Raw genomic sequence first — 19,353 nt, forward strand, 5'->3', positions numbered from 1 at the left:
CATACTCCTTGTCTTTTGAATTGTGGGAAAGGCCATGCCAAATTCCATTTAATGTAAAGAAAAAAGCTGCTGCTATAGGCCTTTTTAATCCTATAGCAGCAGTCCTATCACAATTCGGTAACTGGCTGCCATTTTACAGGCCCTATAGCTTTGCGTCACAGATTTTCATCTGCTTTGCCATTTATCGGTTTAATGGATTTATGAAATAAAAAATACACCTTTTCGTTCTGTCAAAATAGGCTTTACAAATCCCTTAAAATCGAAGAGAAAAAACCAAAAAAGTCCAGAACGAAAAGGTGTAGCTTTTCTGTAAGAACATGCAATACAAGCCAAGGTAAATTCTTGTAGATCCATAAATTTGTCACAAAACCATCACATCATATATTTAATTATAATCTTTAATCCTGAAAAATCAAGTAGAAAAGTAGATAATTATACAGTTGAAGAGATGCTGTCATTTAGCATGTAGTAACCAAATCGAATGATATCTTTAGAGATTTTACTTGACAAAATATTGAAAGAAGTGTAAAATATATAACGATATGCGGATGTAGTTCAATGGCAGAACACCAGCTTCCCAAGCTGGATACGCGGGTTCGATTCCCGTCATCCGCTCCATGTGAAGAGAGGCGAACACGTCTTGGAATGATTAGCATTCCAAGACGTGTTCGCCTCTCTTCTTAACCGTATTTAGAGATGTTGCCTTTTTAAATATTCCATCGGTGTAAGGCCGGTTGACCTTTTAAACACAGCGCTAAAATATCGGGCGTCTTGAAATCCGACAGCATAGGAAATTTCATAAATTTTAGCATAAGGATTTTTCATGAGTTCCTTCGCCTTTTCAATTCTCTTATTGGTAAGATATTTTGAGAATGGCTCCTTCATCTCTTCTGCGAATAGTGTACTGAAACGAGAATTGCTCAAATATACATGCTGTGCGACTTTGGCAAGTGTCAGATGCTGTGCATAATTTTCCTCTATATAGATCAGCGCATTTTGAATCACAGATTTTGTATTGGCCGAATGCCCAGAATTCATTAGGTCTACAAAATCATATATGGTGCGTTCTACTAAAACGAACAACTCATTGTGCGTTTTCGCATAGTTCATAGAACGAATCCATTCGTTCAGCAGATCATTGGTTATGATATGTTTGTGAATAAAAGACTGCGTATGCTCAATTTCTAAAATAATTCGGCACCAAAATTCAGTTTGATTTTTGGTGATGGCAGTCTGTGTGTCTAAAGAATGCATGCTTTGAAAAACAGTTTTGAGATAATGAGAAACCGAAGTTTTATCGGCTGTTTTCATGTAATTCAACAGAGTAGAACATACCTTGGAAAAGAACTGATCCTCTGTAATATGTGATTGATGATAATAGAATACTTTTTGATCAGGAAAAAATAGCTTTTGTAACAGTACTTGAGAAGACTGAGCAAAGATGTCTGGAAATTTTGATTTATCGTGACAGACGTTGCTTATTCCAATGGTTACATCCAGATTTTCGTCCTTTTCCAATACCATAATAATTTTTTCTGCTAACGCCATGGCTTGGGAAGAAATATTCTCATCCGAGAAGCTGCCTAAGAGAATACTGGAAATAGAACCATTATCAAAAATCAGAGTATTGGGTGTCAGGGCAAGCTTTGTTATCTGATTCCATATGTCAGATAGAGGACGTTTCCTTTCGTCCGAAACCGAAACGGTTAGCATGATATAGACTGTGAGATTATCAGGAAGCAGATGTGTTGTTTCAGGTACCATAGGAGATTGCCCAATTAAATAACTTTTCAGAGATTGAAACTCGTAGGAGGTCTGGATTTCTTTAAAAGATTGGTAGAGCTCTAGCCGCTCTTGTGCTGCTTTTCGTTTTTTCAGGATTTTTATAATCGCTTTTTGCAGCGCTTGAGAAAGTTCATCTGGAGAAATCGGCTTTAGGATATAGTCGCTGGCTCCATACTGGATTGCCTGTTTTGCATATTCGAAATCGCTGTAGCCGGAAACAAAAATTACTTCAGGAGGAGATTCAAATCCAGAAAGTGTTTTAAGCAGATCAATCCCGGTTAGTCCAGGCATTTTAATATCAGTCACGACAATATCAGGATTGTTCAGGCAGATCAGTTCTAATCCGCTGTTACCATTGTTGCTAGTGCCGCAGATTTCGATATGTAGTTGTGTGTAATCCAGACAATTGGATAGGTGTTCCAATGCTAATTCTTCATCATCAATTAAAACCAAACGGTACATATCGTTTCCTTTCCTTTCTATTCGAGGTTTTGCCAATGAATCTATACTTTTTCGTTCATAAGAAAAGGCATAGAAAACACCTCTTTTAGAACCTAAAAAGCTATGATTTTACTTAGAACGGAAAGGTATGTTTTTAAAGTTTGGGAATATCGATGGTGACAATAGTGCCCTGATTTATTTCACTTTCAATATTAAAGGAATAATCATCATGATAGATTAACTTCATTTGATATTTGATACATTGCAGGGCAAAATTGTTCTGTTCAATTTTAATAGAATCTTCTGGACGCTGATTCAGTTTCATAAGAATTTCTTCTGGTATACCGGGTCCGTTGTCCTCTACGGAAAACAGAATCCGGTTTCGAAATTGCTGGAATTGAATAGAGATTGTTCCCCCGTCTACCCGTTGTTCGACGCCATGTAGAATCGCATTTTCTACGATAGGTTGGAAAATATATTTGCAAACCATGGCATCCATAATTTTTTCATCACAGGATATGTCAACACTGAATTTAGAACCATGGCGCAGTTGGACAATGTCGCAGTAATTCTGAAGCATGCTAACAACGTCTCGAACGGCAATCATTTCTAACCCATTGCTTAAAAAGAGTCTATAGAACATAGATAGCTTCATGGTAAAATTTGCTGCAGACTGCGGTTCATTTTTTAGACATAGCCAGTGGATTGATTCTAATGTGTTATATAAAAAATGTTGGTTAATTTGATTTTGTAGGATTTTGATTTCTGCCTGCTGTTTTAAGGTGATTTGTTCATAGCGATCCTGAATAAGCTGAGCAATATTCTCAACCATGTGGTTGTAATGATCATAGATATATTTAATCTCATCATTTTTGCCATGATATAAACGAGAAGAAAAATCACCTTTTTCAAATTTTTTCATCTCATGCAATAGAGAAAAAATGGGCTTGTAGACAATATAAATGAAAAAGAAGATGGAAAATTCAATGATGACCAATACAATTAAACACATCAGAATAAAGAACATTTTCGTTTGGTCTACGCTTTCAATAACACTGCTGACGGGAGTAAAACTGAGGTAAACAAACCCGCCATAATCCAACGGATAGAACGAAACAATCATATCGCCATATTTTTGAGAATTATGAAGAAAAGTTCCGTTTTCCTTGTTTTGATTACATTCCCGATATAAATCTTCATAATCTGACAATTTTAGTTCAGCCGGATTTCCAGTATGAATTAATGGGTTTCCACTGGAACTCAGCAGCATGTGATAAGAACTCTGCATATCATTTAACGCAGTTATTTCGGATTGCAGGTGGTTTAGAGAGAGACTGATAGCCATCCAGCCGTAATTTCTTTTTTGATTAATTGGTTTCATTCTGCCTATGTAGGTAATAAAAGCCTCGGAATGATCTTTTCCTGAAGCTTGCCAGAAGGAAGCGGTGATATCAGAAGGTGATAAACTGATATTTTGCAGGTCAGGAATATCTTCAATTTCCTGAATAGGAATGATAGAACGCTGGCCGTTTAATAAATTATGGCTGTAACCTGCATATAAATAGATATTTTTGATACTGGAATTTTGCTCCTGGACAGCCAGTAGTTGCGTGCTAAGCTGTGTACGCAGACGGTATTGCTCAAATAAAGAAAGGGTTTTAGAATTTTCCAGTTGGAGAAAGGTATTCATAAATGAATTGTTTGCAAAAAAAGAAGCGTAGGTAGAAACAGTACTGGAACATATATTATTTAAAGAACGTACTGTTTTTTCGGCATTAATGCGTGAGATTCGTGTACTGTCGTCAATAATGTCATGGTTAAGAAAGAAATACATTGATACCCCAAAGGTGATAAAAATAGCGATGATAATAAAACAGACACAGATGGTCAATCGAAACCATCGTCCCCATTTGATATGCGCAGACTTTTTCATGGTTGTTCTCCTAAATTGTTTTTAGATCTAAATAAAAGAAGAATTTATAAATTTTTACAAATAAAATATACTATATAAAACATTTTTTATCAATAAAATATGAAGATGTAAAATAATTTTCTACAAAATAAAATCATTACCACATTGTAGATGCCACAGGCAGCCCGTATAATGAAACTATAGTTTTTGATCAAAAATTAATTCGAATACTTTTGGAGGTTAAAACATATGAAAAAACGAATCATATCTTCTCTCATTACCGCGGTATTGCTGATGGGTCTTGTAGGATGCGGCGGCAACAGTGATTCGGCTAATTCTACGGGGAATAATGACGCGGCACAGGATTCCGGGGAAGAAGTAACATTAAACTTTTTGACCTGGCGCGGGGACGACTCTGCGGCATATGACCAGGTCGTAGCTAATTTTAATGAAGAAAATCCGAATATTAAAGTGAATTTTGAATATGTAGTAGATGCTTATGAACAGGTTTTGACAACTAGACTGTTATCCAATGACGTTGATTTGTTCGCATTGGATGGACATCTGGATATGTATGTTGACGGCGGCAATCTGCTGGAGTTGACCGGACAGTCATTTTTGGACAACTATCAGGAAGGTGCGTTGGAACCGTGTACCTTTGATGGAAAAGTATATGGCGCATGCCAGATGTTCTGTATGGTCAATACCTTTTATAATGTAGATATGCTGGAAGAAATGGGATATACAGGAGAACCGAAAACCTGGGACGAATTTATTGAAATCTGTGATAAATTCATGGAAAAAGGCATCCATCCAATCGCTTGTGGAAACGCTGCAAATCTTTCTACACAGCTTGGTTATCAATTGCTGGTATCTATGATTCCGGATCACTCCAGCGATCTATTTAATGAAATTGTGGCTGGTGAAGCTAAAATGACTGATGAACCGATGGCGACCGTTTCTAAACTGGTAAAACAGGTTTCTGACGCGGACTATTACTGCGAAGGAAGCACCGGCTTAGATAAATTCGGTGCTTGCGAAGTGTTTATGCGCGGTGAAGCTCCATTCCTGGTAGAAGGTTCTTGGAGAGCAATCACCCTGGCAGAGGATGAAACCTTAAACTGGGATGTATTCTCCATCAGTGCTCCTGGCGGTGCGGAGGATGTTTATCTGTTCCGTCCGGCACAGATTCATGTTATCAACGCCAATACTCCGCACAAAGATGAAGCTCTTAAATATTATGAATTTATGAGCCGTCCTGAATCCATGGAAATTTTCTCTTCCACCACAGTGCAGGTCCCGGTAGGGAATGACGTTACTGTTGACCATCCTGCTCTGAACAAAGTTGTCGATTATATGAATTCTCATAAAGCCGGCGGGGACCCGCAGGTTAAATTGGAAAATGCTGAGATTGGTTCATTAATGAACGAATACTTTGGCTCTATTACATTGGGAACTCCAATTGAAGATGCAGTTGCTACCATCGAACAAGGCTTTGAAAACATGAAAGCGCAACAATAATACTGTGCAATAATGTGCTCCGGTATCATGTATACTGGAGCACAAGAAATAGGTGATCAAAATGCGAGAATTATTAAATAGCAAACGGGTCAGGAGAAACAATGCCTGGTATTATTTGATTTTGTTATTGCCATTGATCTGGTACATCTTTGTCTTTGTTGTGCCGATGGTGCAGGGAATTGGGCTTAGTCTGTTTAGATGGGATGGACTATCGCCGGATAAAGAATTTGTCGGACTGGAGAACTACAAAACGTTGGCGCTGAATACGCCCAAATTCTGGCCTGCGTTTTTCAACTCGATTAAATACGTATTGTTTGTAGTGATTGGCTGTGTTATTATTTCCATTTTCCTGTCAATTTTGATTTATCAGAAATCACGATTAAACAATTTTTTCCGTGCAATGTTTTATCTGCCATGTGTTCTTTCTACAACTGCGGTTGCCTTTATGTGGAACAACGCCATTTATAATCCAAATATCGGTATTTTAAATCGGTCGTTAGAAGCACTGGGACTTGATTTTCTGACCCATGTCTGGCTGGGGGAACCGGGATTGATTATCTTCTCGATCGGTGCAATTGAGATTTATATGAACCTGGGTACGTCAATCCTGTTATTTATTGCCGGACTACAAGATATCCCGATAGAACTGCACGAATCAGCAAGAATTGACGGAGCAAACCGGATCCAGGTATTCTTTAAAATTACCATGCCTTTGTTGTCTCCGACTACCTCCCTGGTAACCGTTTTAACCATGATTTCAGCCATGCGGTCTTTCGATATCATGTATGTATTGAGCAATAAAACCACACAGGTCCTCGCTACTTTCCTGTATGATGAGATGTTCACCTTCCGGAGAGTAGGGACAGGGTCGGCGGCGGCAGTTGTTCTGTTCCTGCTGGTATTGGTTATGAACGGTATTCAAAAGCTGATCATTAAGGAGGATGTTTAAGTGATATGAAAGCGAGAAGTGGATCCTCATACAAATCGGATAAGGTTTGGAATATTGTTCGTATCCTGATTTTAGTAGCAGTTACTATTCTGCTGATGCTTCCGGTGTATCCTGTTATTCTGGGAGCCTTTAAACCGGAAAAAGAAATGTATACGAATTTGCTGGGGCTGCCTCATCAGTGGGTAACAGACAATTTTACTACTGCATGGGTCAAGGGGAATTTCGAAAAATACTATGTAAATACTCTGATTATCACGGTATTTCAGGTCTTGATCTGCACGCCTCTTTCTGCCATGTTGGGCTTTGCTTTAAGCCGGAAAGACCTGTATGGTAAAAAAATTATTACACTGGCGCTTTTGGCTGGCTTGACGATCCCGGCACAGGTTGCAATTATGCCATTATTTTTACAAATGAAAGCATTTAACCTGACAAACTCAATACCGGGACTGATTATTACACTGGTTGGCTATCGGCTGGCTTTCACCACCTTTATTTTCCAACGGTTTATGTCCGCCGTTCCAACTGAAATTGAAGAAGCCGCGACAATTGACGGCTGTTCTATTCCTAAACTATTTATAAAAATTGTACTGCCCCTTTCACAGAATGTTCTCAGCATTGGGATTATCTTTAACGTAATGTATGCATGGAACAACTTCTTCTTCCCGATGGTTTTAATCAGCGATCGGGATTTGAAGCCAATTTCTACCGGTCTGCTGGCCTTTAAAGGGGAAAATACAATACAGTATACCTTGCTGTTTGCTGCAATTGCAATTTGTACTGTTCCAATCATGATTTTATATATCTTTATGCAGAAATATATTGTCAAAGGAATTACATCCGGAGCAGTAAAAGGATAAAAAGGAGTGAAATACATGCAGGCAAAACATAATGATTATCCGATTGCCCTGAGCATCGACTTGCGGGTTTTTGATAATCAGCAGCCTGATTATGGTGTTCGAAAATTTCTGGACACCCTGGGATTTGTCCCAGAATATTTATTTAACCATGAAACCTATGTCGGGCATATTCACAGCAACGACGGTGTTATTGACGACACTCCGCTTCTGCCGACCTGGACTGCGCAAAGGGCAGTGCCGGGCTGTCAGGTGTGGAGCAGAAAGCAATACTATGAACTGATCAAAGTGCTGCATACCTATGATATCAAGTTCTTCCAGGGTGCGGAAGCGGCATGGTCTGTCTGGCCGGAATATGGGGAACTGTCCCGTGACACTTGGATTTATAACAATCTGTTGGAGCTTTTTGTCACCTATCGCAACGGCGCTACAACCGAAAAGGAAATGGGGATGATCTGCCCGCTGAAACATCTGAAAGACGGAACGTTGTACGAAGATATGCTGCTGCGGGATGTTCTGGCTTTCCTCGACGATTACGATGCCGATGGATTTTTTGCGGCGGACGGCTTCGGAGGCCTGGCAACCCAATTGGAAGATGGGGATTATTCGGACGATATGGTTGCGCAGTTTACAGAACACACCGGTATTCAGGTAAAGGGAAATACGATTACAGAACGTGCCGATGATATCTGGGAACATTACCGTTATGAGTGGGCTGACTTTTACAGTGACCGTTGGGCAGCATTTTATCAGAAACTGGTTCCTGCTTTTGAACAGGCGGGAAAAGAGTTGATCGTCATGGCGCCCTTTAAGCATGGCCCGGCCGATGCGTTCCTGAAATACGGCTATGACTATGCCAAAAATGCCCGGGCAGGCTTAAAATGCTACGCCTTGGAATCAATGGAAACCAACAGCCACAGATGGCAGAATTTCCAGTCTATGGAAGCCGTTGGAATTACCAACGCCATCACGATCAAGGCAGTTGCACCGGATACAAAAATCATGTGGATGTCTGCGACCTGCAATGCGCCGGAGCACTGGCATACTTTAAGAGATCATCCGGGAATGCTGGAAAGAGAATGTATTGCGCTGAACACAGCGCGCTGTGTTGGCCCGGACGGAGAGCTTATTCCTTCTTATGACGGCGTACAGCCACTGTTTGGGATCGACCTGTCCGCTTCGGAATGGAGATGGTACAAAGAACGGCTGGACATCGGGCATAAAAAAATCGCGCATAATGATGGTCTGGTATTGATCTGGTCAGACAGCTTTTTATATGAACATGCGAAAAGAAACCAGATTTATCCGCTGACATTCGAAAGCGCCTTTTTGCGGTTTTCCGGCTTGCCGATCCATTCCAGCGTGAATCTGGATAATATTCAGAATGTTTCCAACCGGTCACTGCTGCTGATAGAACCGTTGGGGATTACAGATGAGCAGGTAGTCTCCCTGCGTGATTTGGTAGTCAACGGCGGCAAAACTCTGATTGTGGTGGGCGAAGTAGAAAACCAGGCCCTTTTGGATCTTCTGGGTCTTTCCAAAGATGGAACCTGCGGATCTCAATGGGAGCTTACAGACCGTTCGATTTATGATAGCCGGATTCCGTCGGAAAGCGGAACCACGGAGGAAAATCTGGGCGGTTATCAGGCTGCTGAGGCAAGGTCTTTGATTGATGTAAAACAGGACGGTCAGGTGATTGGTACAGGACTATCTGTCCGGGCTTATCCGTCTGAAGGCAACGCTGTCTATATCCGGCGGATCCATCGGTCTTTCCCGGCCGTACAGCATATGCATTCTGAATTTGATACAGTATGTCATCCGCATACAAGCGGAAAAGAACCGTCTGGATTAACCACCATCCGCGAGATTATGCAGGGTGTGGCGCTGATCCATCCTGATTCTTACAGCTTGCTGGTATCCCGCTTTATTTGTAAATTGGATGGAACGTTCCCGTATTCCAATATCGGGCAGGTGCTTTCTTGCACCGATCAGGAGGGAACACAGTACTTATTCTGTGAAAATCCGTTAAATGCACAGTATACCTATATGACTGTAACCTTGCCGTATGAAAAGAAGTATATTGCGGAACTTCCGATCCGCAGAAACGGCGGACTTGGCTATCAATATTACGGGGATCCAAGACCGAATAAAATGGATGTCTGCGTGCCGCCGGAAGCTTTGATTCCGTTTACAGTTGAATACAAGAACAGTACAAGAAAGGAAGCCAAATAATGATTACCAATGCAATCGGAGAACGAGTTTTATTAAATGATGGAAATCAGATCCCTCAGCTTGGGCTGGGGGTTTGGAGGGCCAACGACGGGGAAGAAACCTACCAGGCGGTTCGCTGGGCTTTGGAAGCCGGATACCGCAGTATTGACACAGCTTCATTGTATGCGAATGAAGCAAGTGTTGGGAAAGCATTCCACGACAGCGAACTTAGCCGAGAAGAAGTATTTATCACCACCAAGGTGTGGAACCCGGATCAGGGCTATGACAAAACTCTGGCCGCATTTGAAAAGAGCTTAAAGCTGCTGGATTTGGAATATGTCGACATGTATTTGGCGCATTATCCTGTTACCGGAAAATATCTGGACACATGGAAAGCATTGGAACGATTACAGGAAGAAAAGCTGGTGAGATCGATTGGAGTCAGCAATTTTCATATCCATCATCTGGAAACATTGTTGGCGCATGCGAACGTCAAACCAGTTGTAAACCAGATTGAACTGCACCCATATTTGTCACAAAAAGCTTTGATTGCATACCACAAGGAACATGATATTCTTACAGAGGCGTGGGCTCCAATTGCGAAAGGGCGTGTACTCGGGGAAGATATCATTGTGGAACTGTCTGAAAAGTATGGGAAAACCCCGGCACAGATTGTACTGCGCTGGGAATTGCAGCAGGGGATTATCATTATTCCAAAGTCAGTCCATCAGAAACGTATCCAGGAAAATTGCAATATCTATGATTTTGCATTAACTGAAGAGGAAATGAAACGGATTGATACCCTGGAATGTGATGGCAGAATTGGAACAGATCCTGATAAAATGGTATATGACGATTAGAAGGTGAAAAGATGAACATTGGTTTTATTGGATTAGGGATTATGGGCTATCCAATGGCAAAGAATTTGATTTCTGCCGGGTATACGCTTCATATTTTTGATTTGGTTTCGGAACGTGTGGAACAGCTTGCAACCCTTGGCGCAGTTGCTGAGATAAATGCAGAGGCAGTTGCCAAACAATCTGATGTAATCATTACCATGCTGCCAAATTCCAGTCATGTACAGGAAGTCATGCTGGGAGATCACGGCGTTTTAAAGGGAACACATCCCGGCAGTATTGTCATTGATATGAGTTCAATCGCTCCTGAAGTATCAAAACAGGTATACCAGGCTTGTGAAGCGAAACAGGTGGAAATGCTGGAAGCGCCGGTTTCTGGGGGAGAACCCAAAGCAATTGACGGCACCCTGTCTATCATGGTAGGGGGCAAGCAGGATGTATTTGAACAGGTGAAGGACAGTATTTTACTTAAAATGGGAGCCTCTGCCGTATATTGCGGAGGACCCGGCGCGGGCAACACCACAAAGCTGGCAAATCAGATTATTGTAGCGTGTAATATTGCTGCTTGTGCAGAAGCGTTTCATCTGGCAAAGCAGGCAGATGTTGACTGTAATCTGGTGTTCCAGGCAATTCGCGGCGGATTAGCGGGAAGTACTGTAATGGACGCGAAGGTGCCGATGATGTTAAACCATCAGTTTGATCCCGGTTTCCGTATTGAGTTGCACATCAAGGACTTAAATAATGCAATTGAAACTGCTCATACAGTCGGTTCACCTGTCCCGTTGAGCGCGCAGGTAATGGAAATGTTCCAGGTGCTCAAGCAAAAGGGGCAAGCCGCGAAAGACCATAGCGCATTAATGGAGTACTATGAATTATTAGGCGATTGATTTGTCTGAAAATAAGTTGTAATTTTAACAAAAGTGAAACACCTATTGCAATCTGGAGCTTTTGGAGCTGAAGAGCAATAGGTGTTTTTACTGGCCGGATTGAACAAAGGTTAAATTTTGAAACTCGAAAAATGCGATGTCCAAATGCTGACCTCTTTTTTCGTGTTATATACCCAGTATTTAAGCCATTTCTCAAAGTTTACTCAATTTTGCAATAGCGGGACATTAAAAAATAAAATAGAGGAAATCGCAATGCAAAAGTATAAAAGTGGTTAAATTAGAACCGAAAATTCTCATTTTATTTTCAAAGCGTGGGGATAACAATTCCATCACCCTCGCTCATATGAATCCCGGTTGTAATTCGAATATTTCTGTTCGAATTACAACCGGGATTTTCTATACAAGGGCTGTGTTGGGTATTTGGTCATTATTAAGTCGTTGTCAATCGGACAGCACTGTTATAAAAACGCGGAAATTATTCACTAAAAACAAAATATAGCGTAGTTAGAATTGATTTGTCCGATAAGGCTTCAGGCCCTTTCATTGCTATAAAAGGCTTTCTCAGCAGTATTTGGGGTTTTAGGTTTTCTAAAACCGCAACGATTCTACCGTTATCAAAGAACTGGTACTCTTTGTTTAGAGCGGCGTTGATGAAAAACACTGTTCTGCAAAATCAAATATTTTTGCTAAACTATCGGTACCGATTGAGTATGAATTTAAACGTGTAGCCTCCGGGGAACATGGCAGTATGGGCACTCCGCATATAGTTGGGATTACGGCAGCAGACCAGTGGCTGTACTGTAATCCGTTTGAAGATGCAAGGCTCAGTGACGATGAAATTGCAGTCGCAACAGTACTAGAAAGAAAGGGAGAATATGTTCATGGCGGCAATAGCTTTTATTCCTTTGAGGAAGGGTGTCAGGACCAGTATCTTATCATTATATTAAAGGAAGCGATGAACACTGGAAAACAATCGAGACCCAGACACGGCTATGGGCAGAGCGGGGATGAGCAGACATGAGGACAGAACATGTTGCATTATATACGATTCGTTTGGAAGAAATGAAAGTATTTTATGAATTCTATTTTGGAGTAAATGCAAATCAGAAGTATCAGAATCCGGTAACTGGGCTGAAGACCTATTTTCTGTCTTTTGACGGCGGAATCAGACTCGAGTTGATGAGCCATCCTGAATACCAAAATCGACGGGATGCCCTCGGATTGGCTGCCATCATGTTGCAATTCGTTGTTCCGATTGAAAACAAGTTGATCAGATGACGAAATGTTTGAGACAGGATGGGTATCGAATTTATGACAATCCTCGGATTACTGGTGATGGGTATTATGAAATCGAAATTTTTGATCCGGCTGGGAATTTGATTGAGTTGATAGCAGACTGATATTTATAAATTACAGGTAGAAGATGTCCTCAATCAGGAATCATTTACCGACCTTCTGAATAATATTCTGGGAGTTTGTGGTGGGACGAAAAATTCATAATGTTGAAGTTGAGAAAAACAACCGCCCAAACTGATGAACTACCGATACCCTTTTGCCCTTAATGGCTTTTAGTGTGTATATTTGATATTTGAATGGCAGATGTCAACTGTCGCAGACAAAAGCGCCCCCATATTATATAGTATGGGAGCGCTTTACTCGTTTATAGTATTTCAATCGTCTTTTCCGGACAGATACCCATGCAGTTTTAAAGGGCAGTTCCTTTTTGGGGTACAAACAGGTTTTCCATATCGATCTTTTCCAACGTGAGCAGGCCAATTTTCTTTTCAATGCCGCCGGCATAGCCTGTCAGGCTTCCGTTGCTGCCGACAACTCTGTGGCAGGGGATGATGATGGAAATTGGATTATGGCCCACCGCACCGCCTACTGCCTGTGCAGACATTGCTTTTTGTCCTTTATTTTCGGCAATAATTGCGGCAATTTGCCCATAGGTCATTACCTGCCCATAGGGAATCCGCATCAAGATTTCCCATATGGCAAGCCGAAACGGAGAACCATTTAAATACAACGGCGGGGTAAAATCTGGAATCTCGCCGCGAAAATAGAGGTCAAGCCACTGCTTAGTCTGCTCAAAAACAGGTAAATTTTTTTCTTCATGCTCGGCTGATAGCGTGTCGGCAAAATATTTTTGTCCGTCAAACCACAGGCCGGTCAGGCATTCTCCATTGCTGGCAATGGTAATATTGCCCAGAGGGGAGTGATATTTATCTATGTACTGCATCATTTTATACCTTTAATACTTTTCTTCTTTTTCTGCCGCTTCAAATAACCCATTAATATAGGCAGCGCCTAACGCACGGTCAAATAATCCATAACCAGGCTTTCCTTGTTCGCCCCAAATCATCCGGCCATGGTCAGGACGGACATATCCGTTAAATCCATGTTTTACCAGCGTCTTTACAACATCGTATAGGTCGAGAGAGCCACATCGGCTTGGATGCGGTGCTTCAAAAAAGCTGTGATCGCCTGTATGCCGGACATTTCTAAGATGAACAAAGGGAATCCGATCCGCAAATTCTTCTGCAATGGCTGCCACGTCGTTTGCAAGATTTGCCCCATAGGAACCTGTGCAGAGGGTAATACCATTAGATGGGCTGTCTGTGATTGAAACCATTCTGCGGATGCTGTCAGCCCCTGTGATAATGCGGGGAAGCCCGAATATTCCCCATGGCGGATCATCCGGATGAATTGCCATTTTAATCCCAGCTTCCTCTGCGACAGGAATCACGGCGTGCAGAAATTCACTAAGGTTGCTCCAGAGCGTTTCACTGTCAAGTGTACGCCAGCGTTCAATCAGGCGTCGCATTTCATCCATTGTATAGCTTTCATCCCAGCCGGGAAGAGAAAGGGAACCAGAGGCAGGATTCATAGCCAGCACATCCTGGTATTCATAGCTGAGGGTATTGGAGCCGTCCTCTAATTCTTTACTCAGATCACTTCTCAGCCAATCAAACACCGGCATAAAATTGTAACACACTACGCGGATGCCGAATTCACCCAACCGCCTAAGATTTTCACAGTAATTTTCAATCAACCGCGGCGCGTCCGCACCGCCGAGTTTAATCTCTTCATGAACCGGAACACTCTCAACGACTTCAAAGGCAAGGCCGTTTTGTTCCGCCGCCTGTTTTAATGCAGCGATGCTTTCTCTTGGCCAAACCTCACCGGGCGGAGTGTCGTAAACAGCGGACACTACGCCGCTCATGTTGGGAATCTGCCGGATTGCCGAAAGGGAAACCGGATCATTTTTTCCATACCATCGAAAGGTCAGTTTCATTTTGCTTCCTCCAGTTGTTCATTTTGTAGAGCAGAGTCTGCCTGCTCCGTTTCCAATTTCCGGACTATCTTTCGGATTTCGGAATAATAGGCAAAAATTAGATAGACTGCGGCGCCAAACCAAGCGGCGGGCTCACAGAAGAATATTCCGATTTCCCCGATGATACGGGGCAGAATCAGTGATACTCCGACTCTCATCAGGGTCTCCATCAAGCCGGAAATCATCGGCTTTTTCCCATTGCCCAATCCCTGCAGGGCCGCACGATAGGCGTGGAGCAGATATAAAAAGATCAGGGTACAGGACATAATAAACAGGTATTGATAGGCGATATCCAGCACCTGCTCCTTGTTTTGCGCGCTAGAGGATACAAACATGGAAAGGAGCGGCTTGCCAAAGAGAATCATGATGCCTCCGATAGCCAGACAAAGTAAAATAGATAGCTTTATAACACTGCGCACGCCTTCATGAATCCGGTCAAACTTTCTTGCTCCGAGATTTTGCCCAACAAAGGTATTCATCGCAAAGCCAAATGAAATCGCACTGCTTTCAAGCAGTCCATAAAGCTTATTTGTAGCAGTGAATCCGGCAATTACTGTAGTGCCAAACTGATTCAGAACAAACTGCAGAACCATCCCGCCGACACCGATAATTGCCATCTGCAGGCCGATCGGAATCCCCAGCGAACAAAGATGCTTAATAATATCCCAGTCGAGCTTCCAATATTTTTTCTCAAAGGAAAGGACAGAGATACGCCTCACTGACAGAATACAATAAACAGCAGAAAAGGCCTGCGCCAGAAGCGTTGCAATCGCTGCTCCTGCAATTCCCCAATGAAAAACCAGAACGAACAGGAGATCCAATACAATATTGATACATCCGGCCAGGATCATGGCAATCAGGGGTGTGCGCCCGTCTCCCAGGGCACGGAGAATGGAAGAAAAAATGTTATAGACTGTTACAATCAGCATCCCGCCGAATAAAATGCTGAGATAAATCAGAGACTGATCAATAATATCGTCCGGAGTTCTCAGAAGCTGCAGTGTCGGCCTTGCGATAATCAGACCGAGCACAGTGAAAAACACCCCAAAGCCCAAGCACAGGACAATAGACATAGTCACTGTTTTGCGGAGATTTTCAATATCGCCCGCTCCAAAAAATTGAGAAATCATCACGGCAAATCCCTGGGTTAGGCCAAGGATCATCCAGAGAAGCACCCAGTGCGTCCAGTCGGTAGCGCCGACTGCCGCTAACGCGTCGACCCCAACACCCTGTCCTACAACAATTGCATCGACTACCATGTATAACTGCTGAAAAATATTTCCAACCATCAGGGGCAGCGCAAATAAAAAGATTAATTTCATCGGTTTTCCGGATGTCATGTCTTTGACTTTTACACTCATGTTACACCTCAGCGGTACTTTTTCTTAAATTTATTCAATCAATATAGTACATTATAGTATATTTTTTGTGGATTGCATAGGGAAAAAGTTCAGAAAAATGCACTATCTTTTTTGGGAAAAGCGCCGGAAACTTTAGGATGGTTTTGTGATAGTGCTTTAGTGCAATAAAACATGTTTTTGGATAATAAATACAGAATATTTGTGTAACTTGACATTTTTGTTAAGAAAAATCGAAAAGTTTATTTATTTTGACATAAATTTTACATTTCATTCATTATCACTTGAGAATTAAAGGGGATCAAGGTATAATAAATACGACAATTTAAGAAAGGTGGAAGCTTTGATGGAAAAAAATCAAACCTTTAAGCCGTTTGTTCCTGCAGACAAGATCATGCCGGAATTTACCGCAACGTCCATTATCGTCGGTATCCTGCTAGCTGTTTTGTTTGGCGGCGCAAACGCATATCTGGGGCTGAAGGTCGGAATGACAATCTCCGCATCGATCCCGGCGGCTGTGATCTCCATGGGGATCATCCGGGTCATCATGAGAAGAGATTCGATTTTGGAAAATAATATGGTGCAGACGATTGGCTCTGCCGGCGAATCACTGGCGGCCGGTGCGATCTTCACTCTGCCGGCACTGTTTATGTGGGCAAATAACGGCGATATTGATATGCCCTCATTTATAGAGATTGCATTGATTGCATTATGCGGCGGAATTCTTGGCGTGCTGTTCATGGTTCCGTTAAGAAAGGCACTGATCGTAGAGGAGCATGGCACTCTTCCTTATCCGGAAGGCTCTGCGTGCGCAGAGGTTCTGGTTGCCGGGGAAGAGGGCGGCGAAAAGTCAAAGATCGTTTTTTCCGGCTTGGGAATTGCGGCTCTCTATAAGTTCATTACCGATGGGGTTAAGCTGTTCCCTTCGGAAGTTAACTGGGATATCTCTGCTTATAAAGGAAGCGCTTTCGGTTTGGACGTGCTTCCGGCTCTGGCGGGCGTCGGCTATATCTGCGGGAAGAAAATCGCTTCCTATATGCTGGCCGGCGGTGTGGTTGCCTGGTTTGTGCTCATGCCGCTGATTGCTTTGTTCGGCGGAGATGTCATTATCTATCCGGCGGATGTAACGGTCAATGAGCTGATTGCGAAGGATGGCGGTGTGTCAAACCTTTGGGGTACCTTTATCCGGTATATCGGCGCCGGTGCCGTTGCAACCGGTGGTATTATCAGCCTGATCAAATCCTTCCCGTTGATTGTAAGAACCTTTGCAAAAGCGATGAAGGGACTGAAAAAATCCTCCCATACCGAAGTGGTGGAACGTACGGATCAGGATATGTCAATGAAAATCCTTCTTGCCGGGATTGTGGTAGTCGCTTTGGCCATGTGGCTGTTGCCGTTTATTCCGGTAAACCTCATGGGCGCGCTGATCGTCATTGTATTTGGATTCTTCTTCGCGACCGTTTCCTCCCGCATGGTAGGGCTGATCGGTTCGAGTAACAACCCTGTTTCCGGGATGGCAATCGCTACCATGCTGATTGCGACTATCCTGCTGAAAGTAACAGGCAATACCGGCACCGGCGGAATGGTTGCAGCGATTGCAATCGGTTCAATTATCTGTATCATTGCTGCAATGGCGGGCGATACCTCGCAGGATTTAAAAACGGGATTCCTGGTTGGCGCGACCCCGAGAAAGCAGCAGTATGGCGAGATTATCGGGGCGATTGTTTCTGCTGCCGCAATCGGCGGAATTCTGTATCTGCTCAATGCGGCCTGGGAATTCGGATCTGCTGAGCTTGCCGCACCGCAGGCAACCCTGATGAAGATGGTAACCGAAGGCGTTATGAACGGCAACCTGCCCTGGACGCTGGTATTCGTCGGCGTAGGAATTGCAATTGTGGTTGAGATTCTGGGGATCCCGGTTCTGCCGTTCGCAGTTGGCCTTTATCTGCCGATTCACCTGAGCGTTCCGATTATGGCGGGCGCTTTGGTTCGTGTTTTCCTCGAAAAGAGAAAGAAATGGTCTGATGACAAACGTAAAAAAGCAGTTGACAACGGTGTGCTGTACTGCTCCGGTATGATCGCCGGCGAAGGGCTGGTGGGAATCCTGCTGGCGGTCTTTGCAGTCATTACCTTCAAGGACGGAAGATCCCTGGGTGATATGATCAATATCAGCGGAAGCTTCTCTCTTGGCAATATCGGCGGTTTGGTATTCTTCGCAGCTCTGCTTGTAACGATCTACCTGTTTGCAGTCAAACGGGACAAGAAGGAAAGATAAGGTACACCTTTTCGTTCATAAAAAAGAGCATAAAAAAACGCCCTTTTTAGGGTGTTAAGATATGGGATTGATATTGAATGGAAAAGCGTAAAATAATCCTGCCATAAGCAAACAGTGGGCTGTATAAGAAATTATACAGCCTCTCTTGTTTCATCCGGGCGGCTGGTTTTTCGGTTTGCCTGCAGCTATGGATATTATACCATATAGAAAGGAAGCTTTGCCTTTGCAAGGTATGGGCATAAAATGAAGCAGAAAAAGAACTATCTGGATTTCGTGCCGAAAAAGAATCCGGCCTTTCGCTGGGAGCTGGACGATGACGGCATGGTTGTCATACTGATCGAAAATAAAGGCATTTATAACCGCATTGCACAGAAGCTGCTGAAAAAGCCGCGGGTCAGCCGGATCACGCTGGAGAAATTCGGCAGTTTTATCTGGCGGCAGATTGACGGGACGCGCAGTGTTTATGAAATCAGCGGGTTAGTGTCTGAAGAATTCGGTGAGGAAGCAGAGCCGTTGATTGAACGTCTGGTCAAATATCTCCGAATTTTGCAGAATAACCGGTTTATACTATTTTAGTCAGGGGGAATTGGAATGCCTTGGTGGCAAATGGTTTTGTGGATTCTGGCCATTGCGGTGATCACGGCAGGACTTTACGCATGGGGACTGAAAAAATCGGTCAACCAGAGGGAAAACCTGCTTCGCCTGCTGTATCAGAAGGCCTCCGACAAGGTGTTGCATTATCTGAAAAAACATGATACGATAACCATAAAAGAGACGGAAGAGCTGGTAAAAGATATCAGCGCCGGGGAGTTCTACAGCAAAAACAAGGCGGTTGTAACAAAGCCGCAGGACTTCGCCAGGGAACTCCTCAAACGGATGCTGGACCGCGGCTTTTTGGAAGAGACGTCCGCAGACGGAAAAAAGGCGTATCGTGCCGCTGTCCGTCAAAATAAAAAGGAGAAATAGAGG

Annotated in this window: 17 protein-coding genes, 1 tRNA gene and 1 riboswitch; of the genes, 13 read left to right on the forward strand and 5 right to left on the reverse strand. The window is 43.0% G+C overall.

Going from position 1 to position 19,353, the window contains the following annotated elements:
- Positions 1-113 precede the first annotated feature (113 nt).
- A riboswitch (cyclic di-GMP riboswitch) is annotated at positions 114-189 on the reverse strand.
- 355 nt (positions 190-544) lie between these two features.
- A tRNA-Gly gene (locus tag CZ360_RS06395) sits at positions 545-618 on the forward strand.
- A gap of 72 nt (positions 619-690) precedes the next feature.
- On the opposite strand, the gene CZ360_RS06400 is transcribed toward CZ360_RS06395, so the two are convergent.
- Together CZ360_RS06400 and CZ360_RS06405 are read right to left on the reverse strand one after the other, a co-directional pair.
- Positions 691-2,247 carry a response regulator gene (locus tag CZ360_RS06400; RefSeq protein ID WP_077533336.1) on the reverse strand — a complete coding sequence of 519 codons (1,557 nt, stop codon included), beginning with the start codon at positions 2,245-2,247 and terminating at the stop codon, positions 691-693.
- A 133-nt stretch (positions 2,248-2,380) separates the two neighbouring features.
- Positions 2,381-4,159: a sensor histidine kinase gene (locus CZ360_RS06405; protein ID WP_077533337.1), complete on the reverse strand. Its 1,779-nt coding sequence runs from the start codon at positions 4,157-4,159 to the stop codon at positions 2,381-2,383.
- A gap of 228 nt (positions 4,160-4,387) precedes the next feature.
- Between CZ360_RS06405 and CZ360_RS06410 the strand changes: the two genes are divergently transcribed.
- From CZ360_RS06410 to CZ360_RS14295, 9 genes are all read left to right on the forward strand, one after another.
- Positions 4,388-5,659, forward strand: a complete 1,272-nt coding sequence (locus tag CZ360_RS06410) for an ABC transporter substrate-binding protein (RefSeq protein WP_077533338.1) — start codon at positions 4,388-4,390, stop codon at positions 5,657-5,659.
- Between the two features lie 61 nt (positions 5,660-5,720).
- Positions 5,721-6,608 (forward strand): carbohydrate ABC transporter permease, encoded by an 888-nt coding sequence (locus CZ360_RS06415; protein ID WP_077533339.1) that lies wholly within the window; start codon positions 5,721-5,723, stop codon positions 6,606-6,608.
- A 5-nt stretch (positions 6,609-6,613) separates the two neighbouring features.
- Complete coding sequence (locus CZ360_RS06420; RefSeq protein WP_077533340.1) at positions 6,614-7,465, forward strand: carbohydrate ABC transporter permease; 852 nt, start codon at positions 6,614-6,616, stop codon at positions 7,463-7,465.
- A gap of 15 nt (positions 7,466-7,480) precedes the next feature.
- Complete coding sequence (locus CZ360_RS06425; RefSeq protein ID WP_077533341.1) at positions 7,481-9,694, forward strand: hypothetical protein; 2,214 nt, start codon at positions 7,481-7,483, stop codon at positions 9,692-9,694.
- A complete protein-coding gene (locus tag CZ360_RS06430) occupies positions 9,694-10,533 on the forward strand; it encodes an aldo/keto reductase (protein WP_077533342.1) in 840 nt (279 codons plus the stop codon). Before CZ360_RS06425 ends, CZ360_RS06430 begins: the two co-directional genes overlap by 1 nt.
- 11 nt (positions 10,534-10,544) lie before the next feature.
- Positions 10,545-11,417: a 2-hydroxy-3-oxopropionate reductase gene (gene garR, locus CZ360_RS06435; protein ID WP_077533343.1), complete on the forward strand. Its 873-nt coding sequence runs from the start codon at positions 10,545-10,547 to the stop codon at positions 11,415-11,417.
- A 748-nt stretch (positions 11,418-12,165) separates the two neighbouring features.
- Positions 12,166-12,438, forward strand: coding sequence for a hypothetical protein (locus CZ360_RS06440; protein WP_077533344.1), 273 nt, complete (start codon positions 12,166-12,168; stop codon positions 12,436-12,438).
- Positions 12,435-12,695, forward strand: a complete 261-nt coding sequence (locus CZ360_RS06445) for a VOC family protein (protein ID WP_205411109.1) — start codon at positions 12,435-12,437, stop codon at positions 12,693-12,695. The genes CZ360_RS06440 and CZ360_RS06445 overlap by 4 nt, the downstream gene beginning before the upstream one ends.
- Positions 12,692-12,817, forward strand: a complete 126-nt coding sequence (locus CZ360_RS14295; RefSeq protein ID WP_267872678.1) for a VOC family protein — start codon at positions 12,692-12,694, stop codon at positions 12,815-12,817. Before CZ360_RS06445 ends, CZ360_RS14295 begins: the two co-directional genes overlap by 4 nt.
- A 305-nt stretch (positions 12,818-13,122) precedes the next feature.
- On the opposite strand, the gene CZ360_RS06450 is transcribed toward CZ360_RS14295, so the two are convergent.
- The 3 genes from CZ360_RS06450 to CZ360_RS06460 are packed head-to-tail and all read right to left on the reverse strand — an operon-like array spanning position 13,123 to position 16,112.
- On the reverse strand, positions 13,123-13,656 hold the full coding sequence (locus CZ360_RS06450) for a methylated-DNA--[protein]-cysteine S-methyltransferase (protein WP_077533345.1): 534 nt from the start codon (positions 13,654-13,656) through the stop codon (positions 13,123-13,125).
- A gap of 12 nt (positions 13,657-13,668) precedes the next feature.
- On the reverse strand, positions 13,669-14,712 hold the full coding sequence (uxuA, locus tag CZ360_RS06455; RefSeq protein WP_077533346.1) for a mannonate dehydratase: 1,044 nt from the start codon (positions 14,710-14,712) through the stop codon (positions 13,669-13,671).
- Positions 14,709-16,112: an MATE family efflux transporter gene (locus CZ360_RS06460; protein WP_077533347.1), complete on the reverse strand. Its 1,404-nt coding sequence runs from the start codon at positions 16,110-16,112 to the stop codon at positions 14,709-14,711. The genes uxuA and CZ360_RS06460 overlap by 4 nt, the downstream gene beginning before the upstream one ends.
- A gap of 343 nt (positions 16,113-16,455) precedes the next feature.
- Between CZ360_RS06460 and CZ360_RS06465 the strand changes: the two genes are divergently transcribed.
- The 3 genes from CZ360_RS06465 (at position 16,456) to CZ360_RS06475 (ending at position 19,350) form a co-directional block, all read left to right on the forward strand.
- A complete protein-coding gene (locus CZ360_RS06465) occupies positions 16,456-18,384 on the forward strand; it encodes an OPT family oligopeptide transporter (protein ID WP_077533348.1) in 1,929 nt (642 codons plus the stop codon).
- 243 nt (positions 18,385-18,627) lie between these two features.
- Positions 18,628-18,960 carry a PqqD family protein gene (locus CZ360_RS06470; protein ID WP_077533349.1) on the forward strand — a complete coding sequence of 111 codons (333 nt, stop codon included), beginning with the start codon at positions 18,628-18,630 and terminating at the stop codon, positions 18,958-18,960.
- Between the two features lie 15 nt (positions 18,961-18,975).
- The gene (locus tag CZ360_RS06475; protein ID WP_143530174.1) at positions 18,976-19,350 is read left to right on the forward strand and encodes a hypothetical protein; all 375 of its coding nucleotides are present in this window, start codon (positions 18,976-18,978) and stop codon (positions 19,348-19,350) included.
- The last annotated feature ends 3 nt before the right edge of the window (positions 19,351-19,353 follow it).

It is taken from the genome of Massiliimalia massiliensis (genome assembly GCF_900155615.1).
In the GTDB taxonomy this organism is placed as follows: Bacteria; Bacillota; Clostridia; order Oscillospirales; family Ruminococcaceae; genus Massiliimalia; species Massiliimalia massiliensis.

What these genes read in the sequence shown, in the direction of transcription:
- CZ360_RS06400 (WP_077533336.1), bottom strand. Translation starts at nt 2,247, where the DNA reads ATGTACCGTTTGGTTTTAATTGATGATGAAGAATTAGCATTGGAACAC.
- CZ360_RS06445 (WP_205411109.1), top strand. Translation starts at nt 12,435, where the DNA reads ATGAGGACAGAACATGTTGCATTATATACGATTCGTTTGGAAGAAATG.
- garR (WP_077533343.1), top strand. Translation starts at nt 10,545, where the DNA reads ATGAACATTGGTTTTATTGGATTAGGGATTATGGGCTATCCAATGGCA.
- CZ360_RS14295 (WP_267872678.1), top strand. Translation starts at nt 12,692, where the DNA reads ATGACGAAATGTTTGAGACAGGATGGGTATCGAATTTATGACAATCCT.
- CZ360_RS06420 (WP_077533340.1), top strand. Translation starts at nt 6,614, where the DNA reads ATGAAAGCGAGAAGTGGATCCTCATACAAATCGGATAAGGTTTGGAAT.
- CZ360_RS06465 (WP_077533348.1), top strand. Translation starts at nt 16,456, where the DNA reads ATGGAAAAAAATCAAACCTTTAAGCCGTTTGTTCCTGCAGACAAGATC.
- CZ360_RS06415 (WP_077533339.1), top strand. Translation starts at nt 5,721, where the DNA reads ATGCGAGAATTATTAAATAGCAAACGGGTCAGGAGAAACAATGCCTGG.
- CZ360_RS06460 (WP_077533347.1), bottom strand. Translation starts at nt 16,112, where the DNA reads ATGAGTGTAAAAGTCAAAGACATGACATCCGGAAAACCGATGAAATTA.
- CZ360_RS06440 (WP_077533344.1), top strand. Translation starts at nt 12,166, where the DNA reads ATGGGCACTCCGCATATAGTTGGGATTACGGCAGCAGACCAGTGGCTG.
- CZ360_RS06475 (WP_143530174.1), top strand. Translation starts at nt 18,976, where the DNA reads ATGCCTTGGTGGCAAATGGTTTTGTGGATTCTGGCCATTGCGGTGATC.
- CZ360_RS06410 (WP_077533338.1), top strand. Translation starts at nt 4,388, where the DNA reads ATGAAAAAACGAATCATATCTTCTCTCATTACCGCGGTATTGCTGATG.
- CZ360_RS06405 (WP_077533337.1), bottom strand. Translation starts at nt 4,159, where the DNA reads ATGAAAAAGTCTGCGCATATCAAATGGGGACGATGGTTTCGATTGACC.
- CZ360_RS06450 (WP_077533345.1), bottom strand. Translation starts at nt 13,656, where the DNA reads ATGCAGTACATAGATAAATATCACTCCCCTCTGGGCAATATTACCATT.
- CZ360_RS06430 (WP_077533342.1), top strand. Translation starts at nt 9,694, where the DNA reads ATGATTACCAATGCAATCGGAGAACGAGTTTTATTAAATGATGGAAAT.
- CZ360_RS06470 (WP_077533349.1), top strand. Translation starts at nt 18,628, where the DNA reads ATGAAGCAGAAAAAGAACTATCTGGATTTCGTGCCGAAAAAGAATCCG.
- uxuA (WP_077533346.1), bottom strand. Translation starts at nt 14,712, where the DNA reads ATGAAACTGACCTTTCGATGGTATGGAAAAAATGATCCGGTTTCCCTT.
- CZ360_RS06425 (WP_077533341.1), top strand. Translation starts at nt 7,481, where the DNA reads ATGCAGGCAAAACATAATGATTATCCGATTGCCCTGAGCATCGACTTG.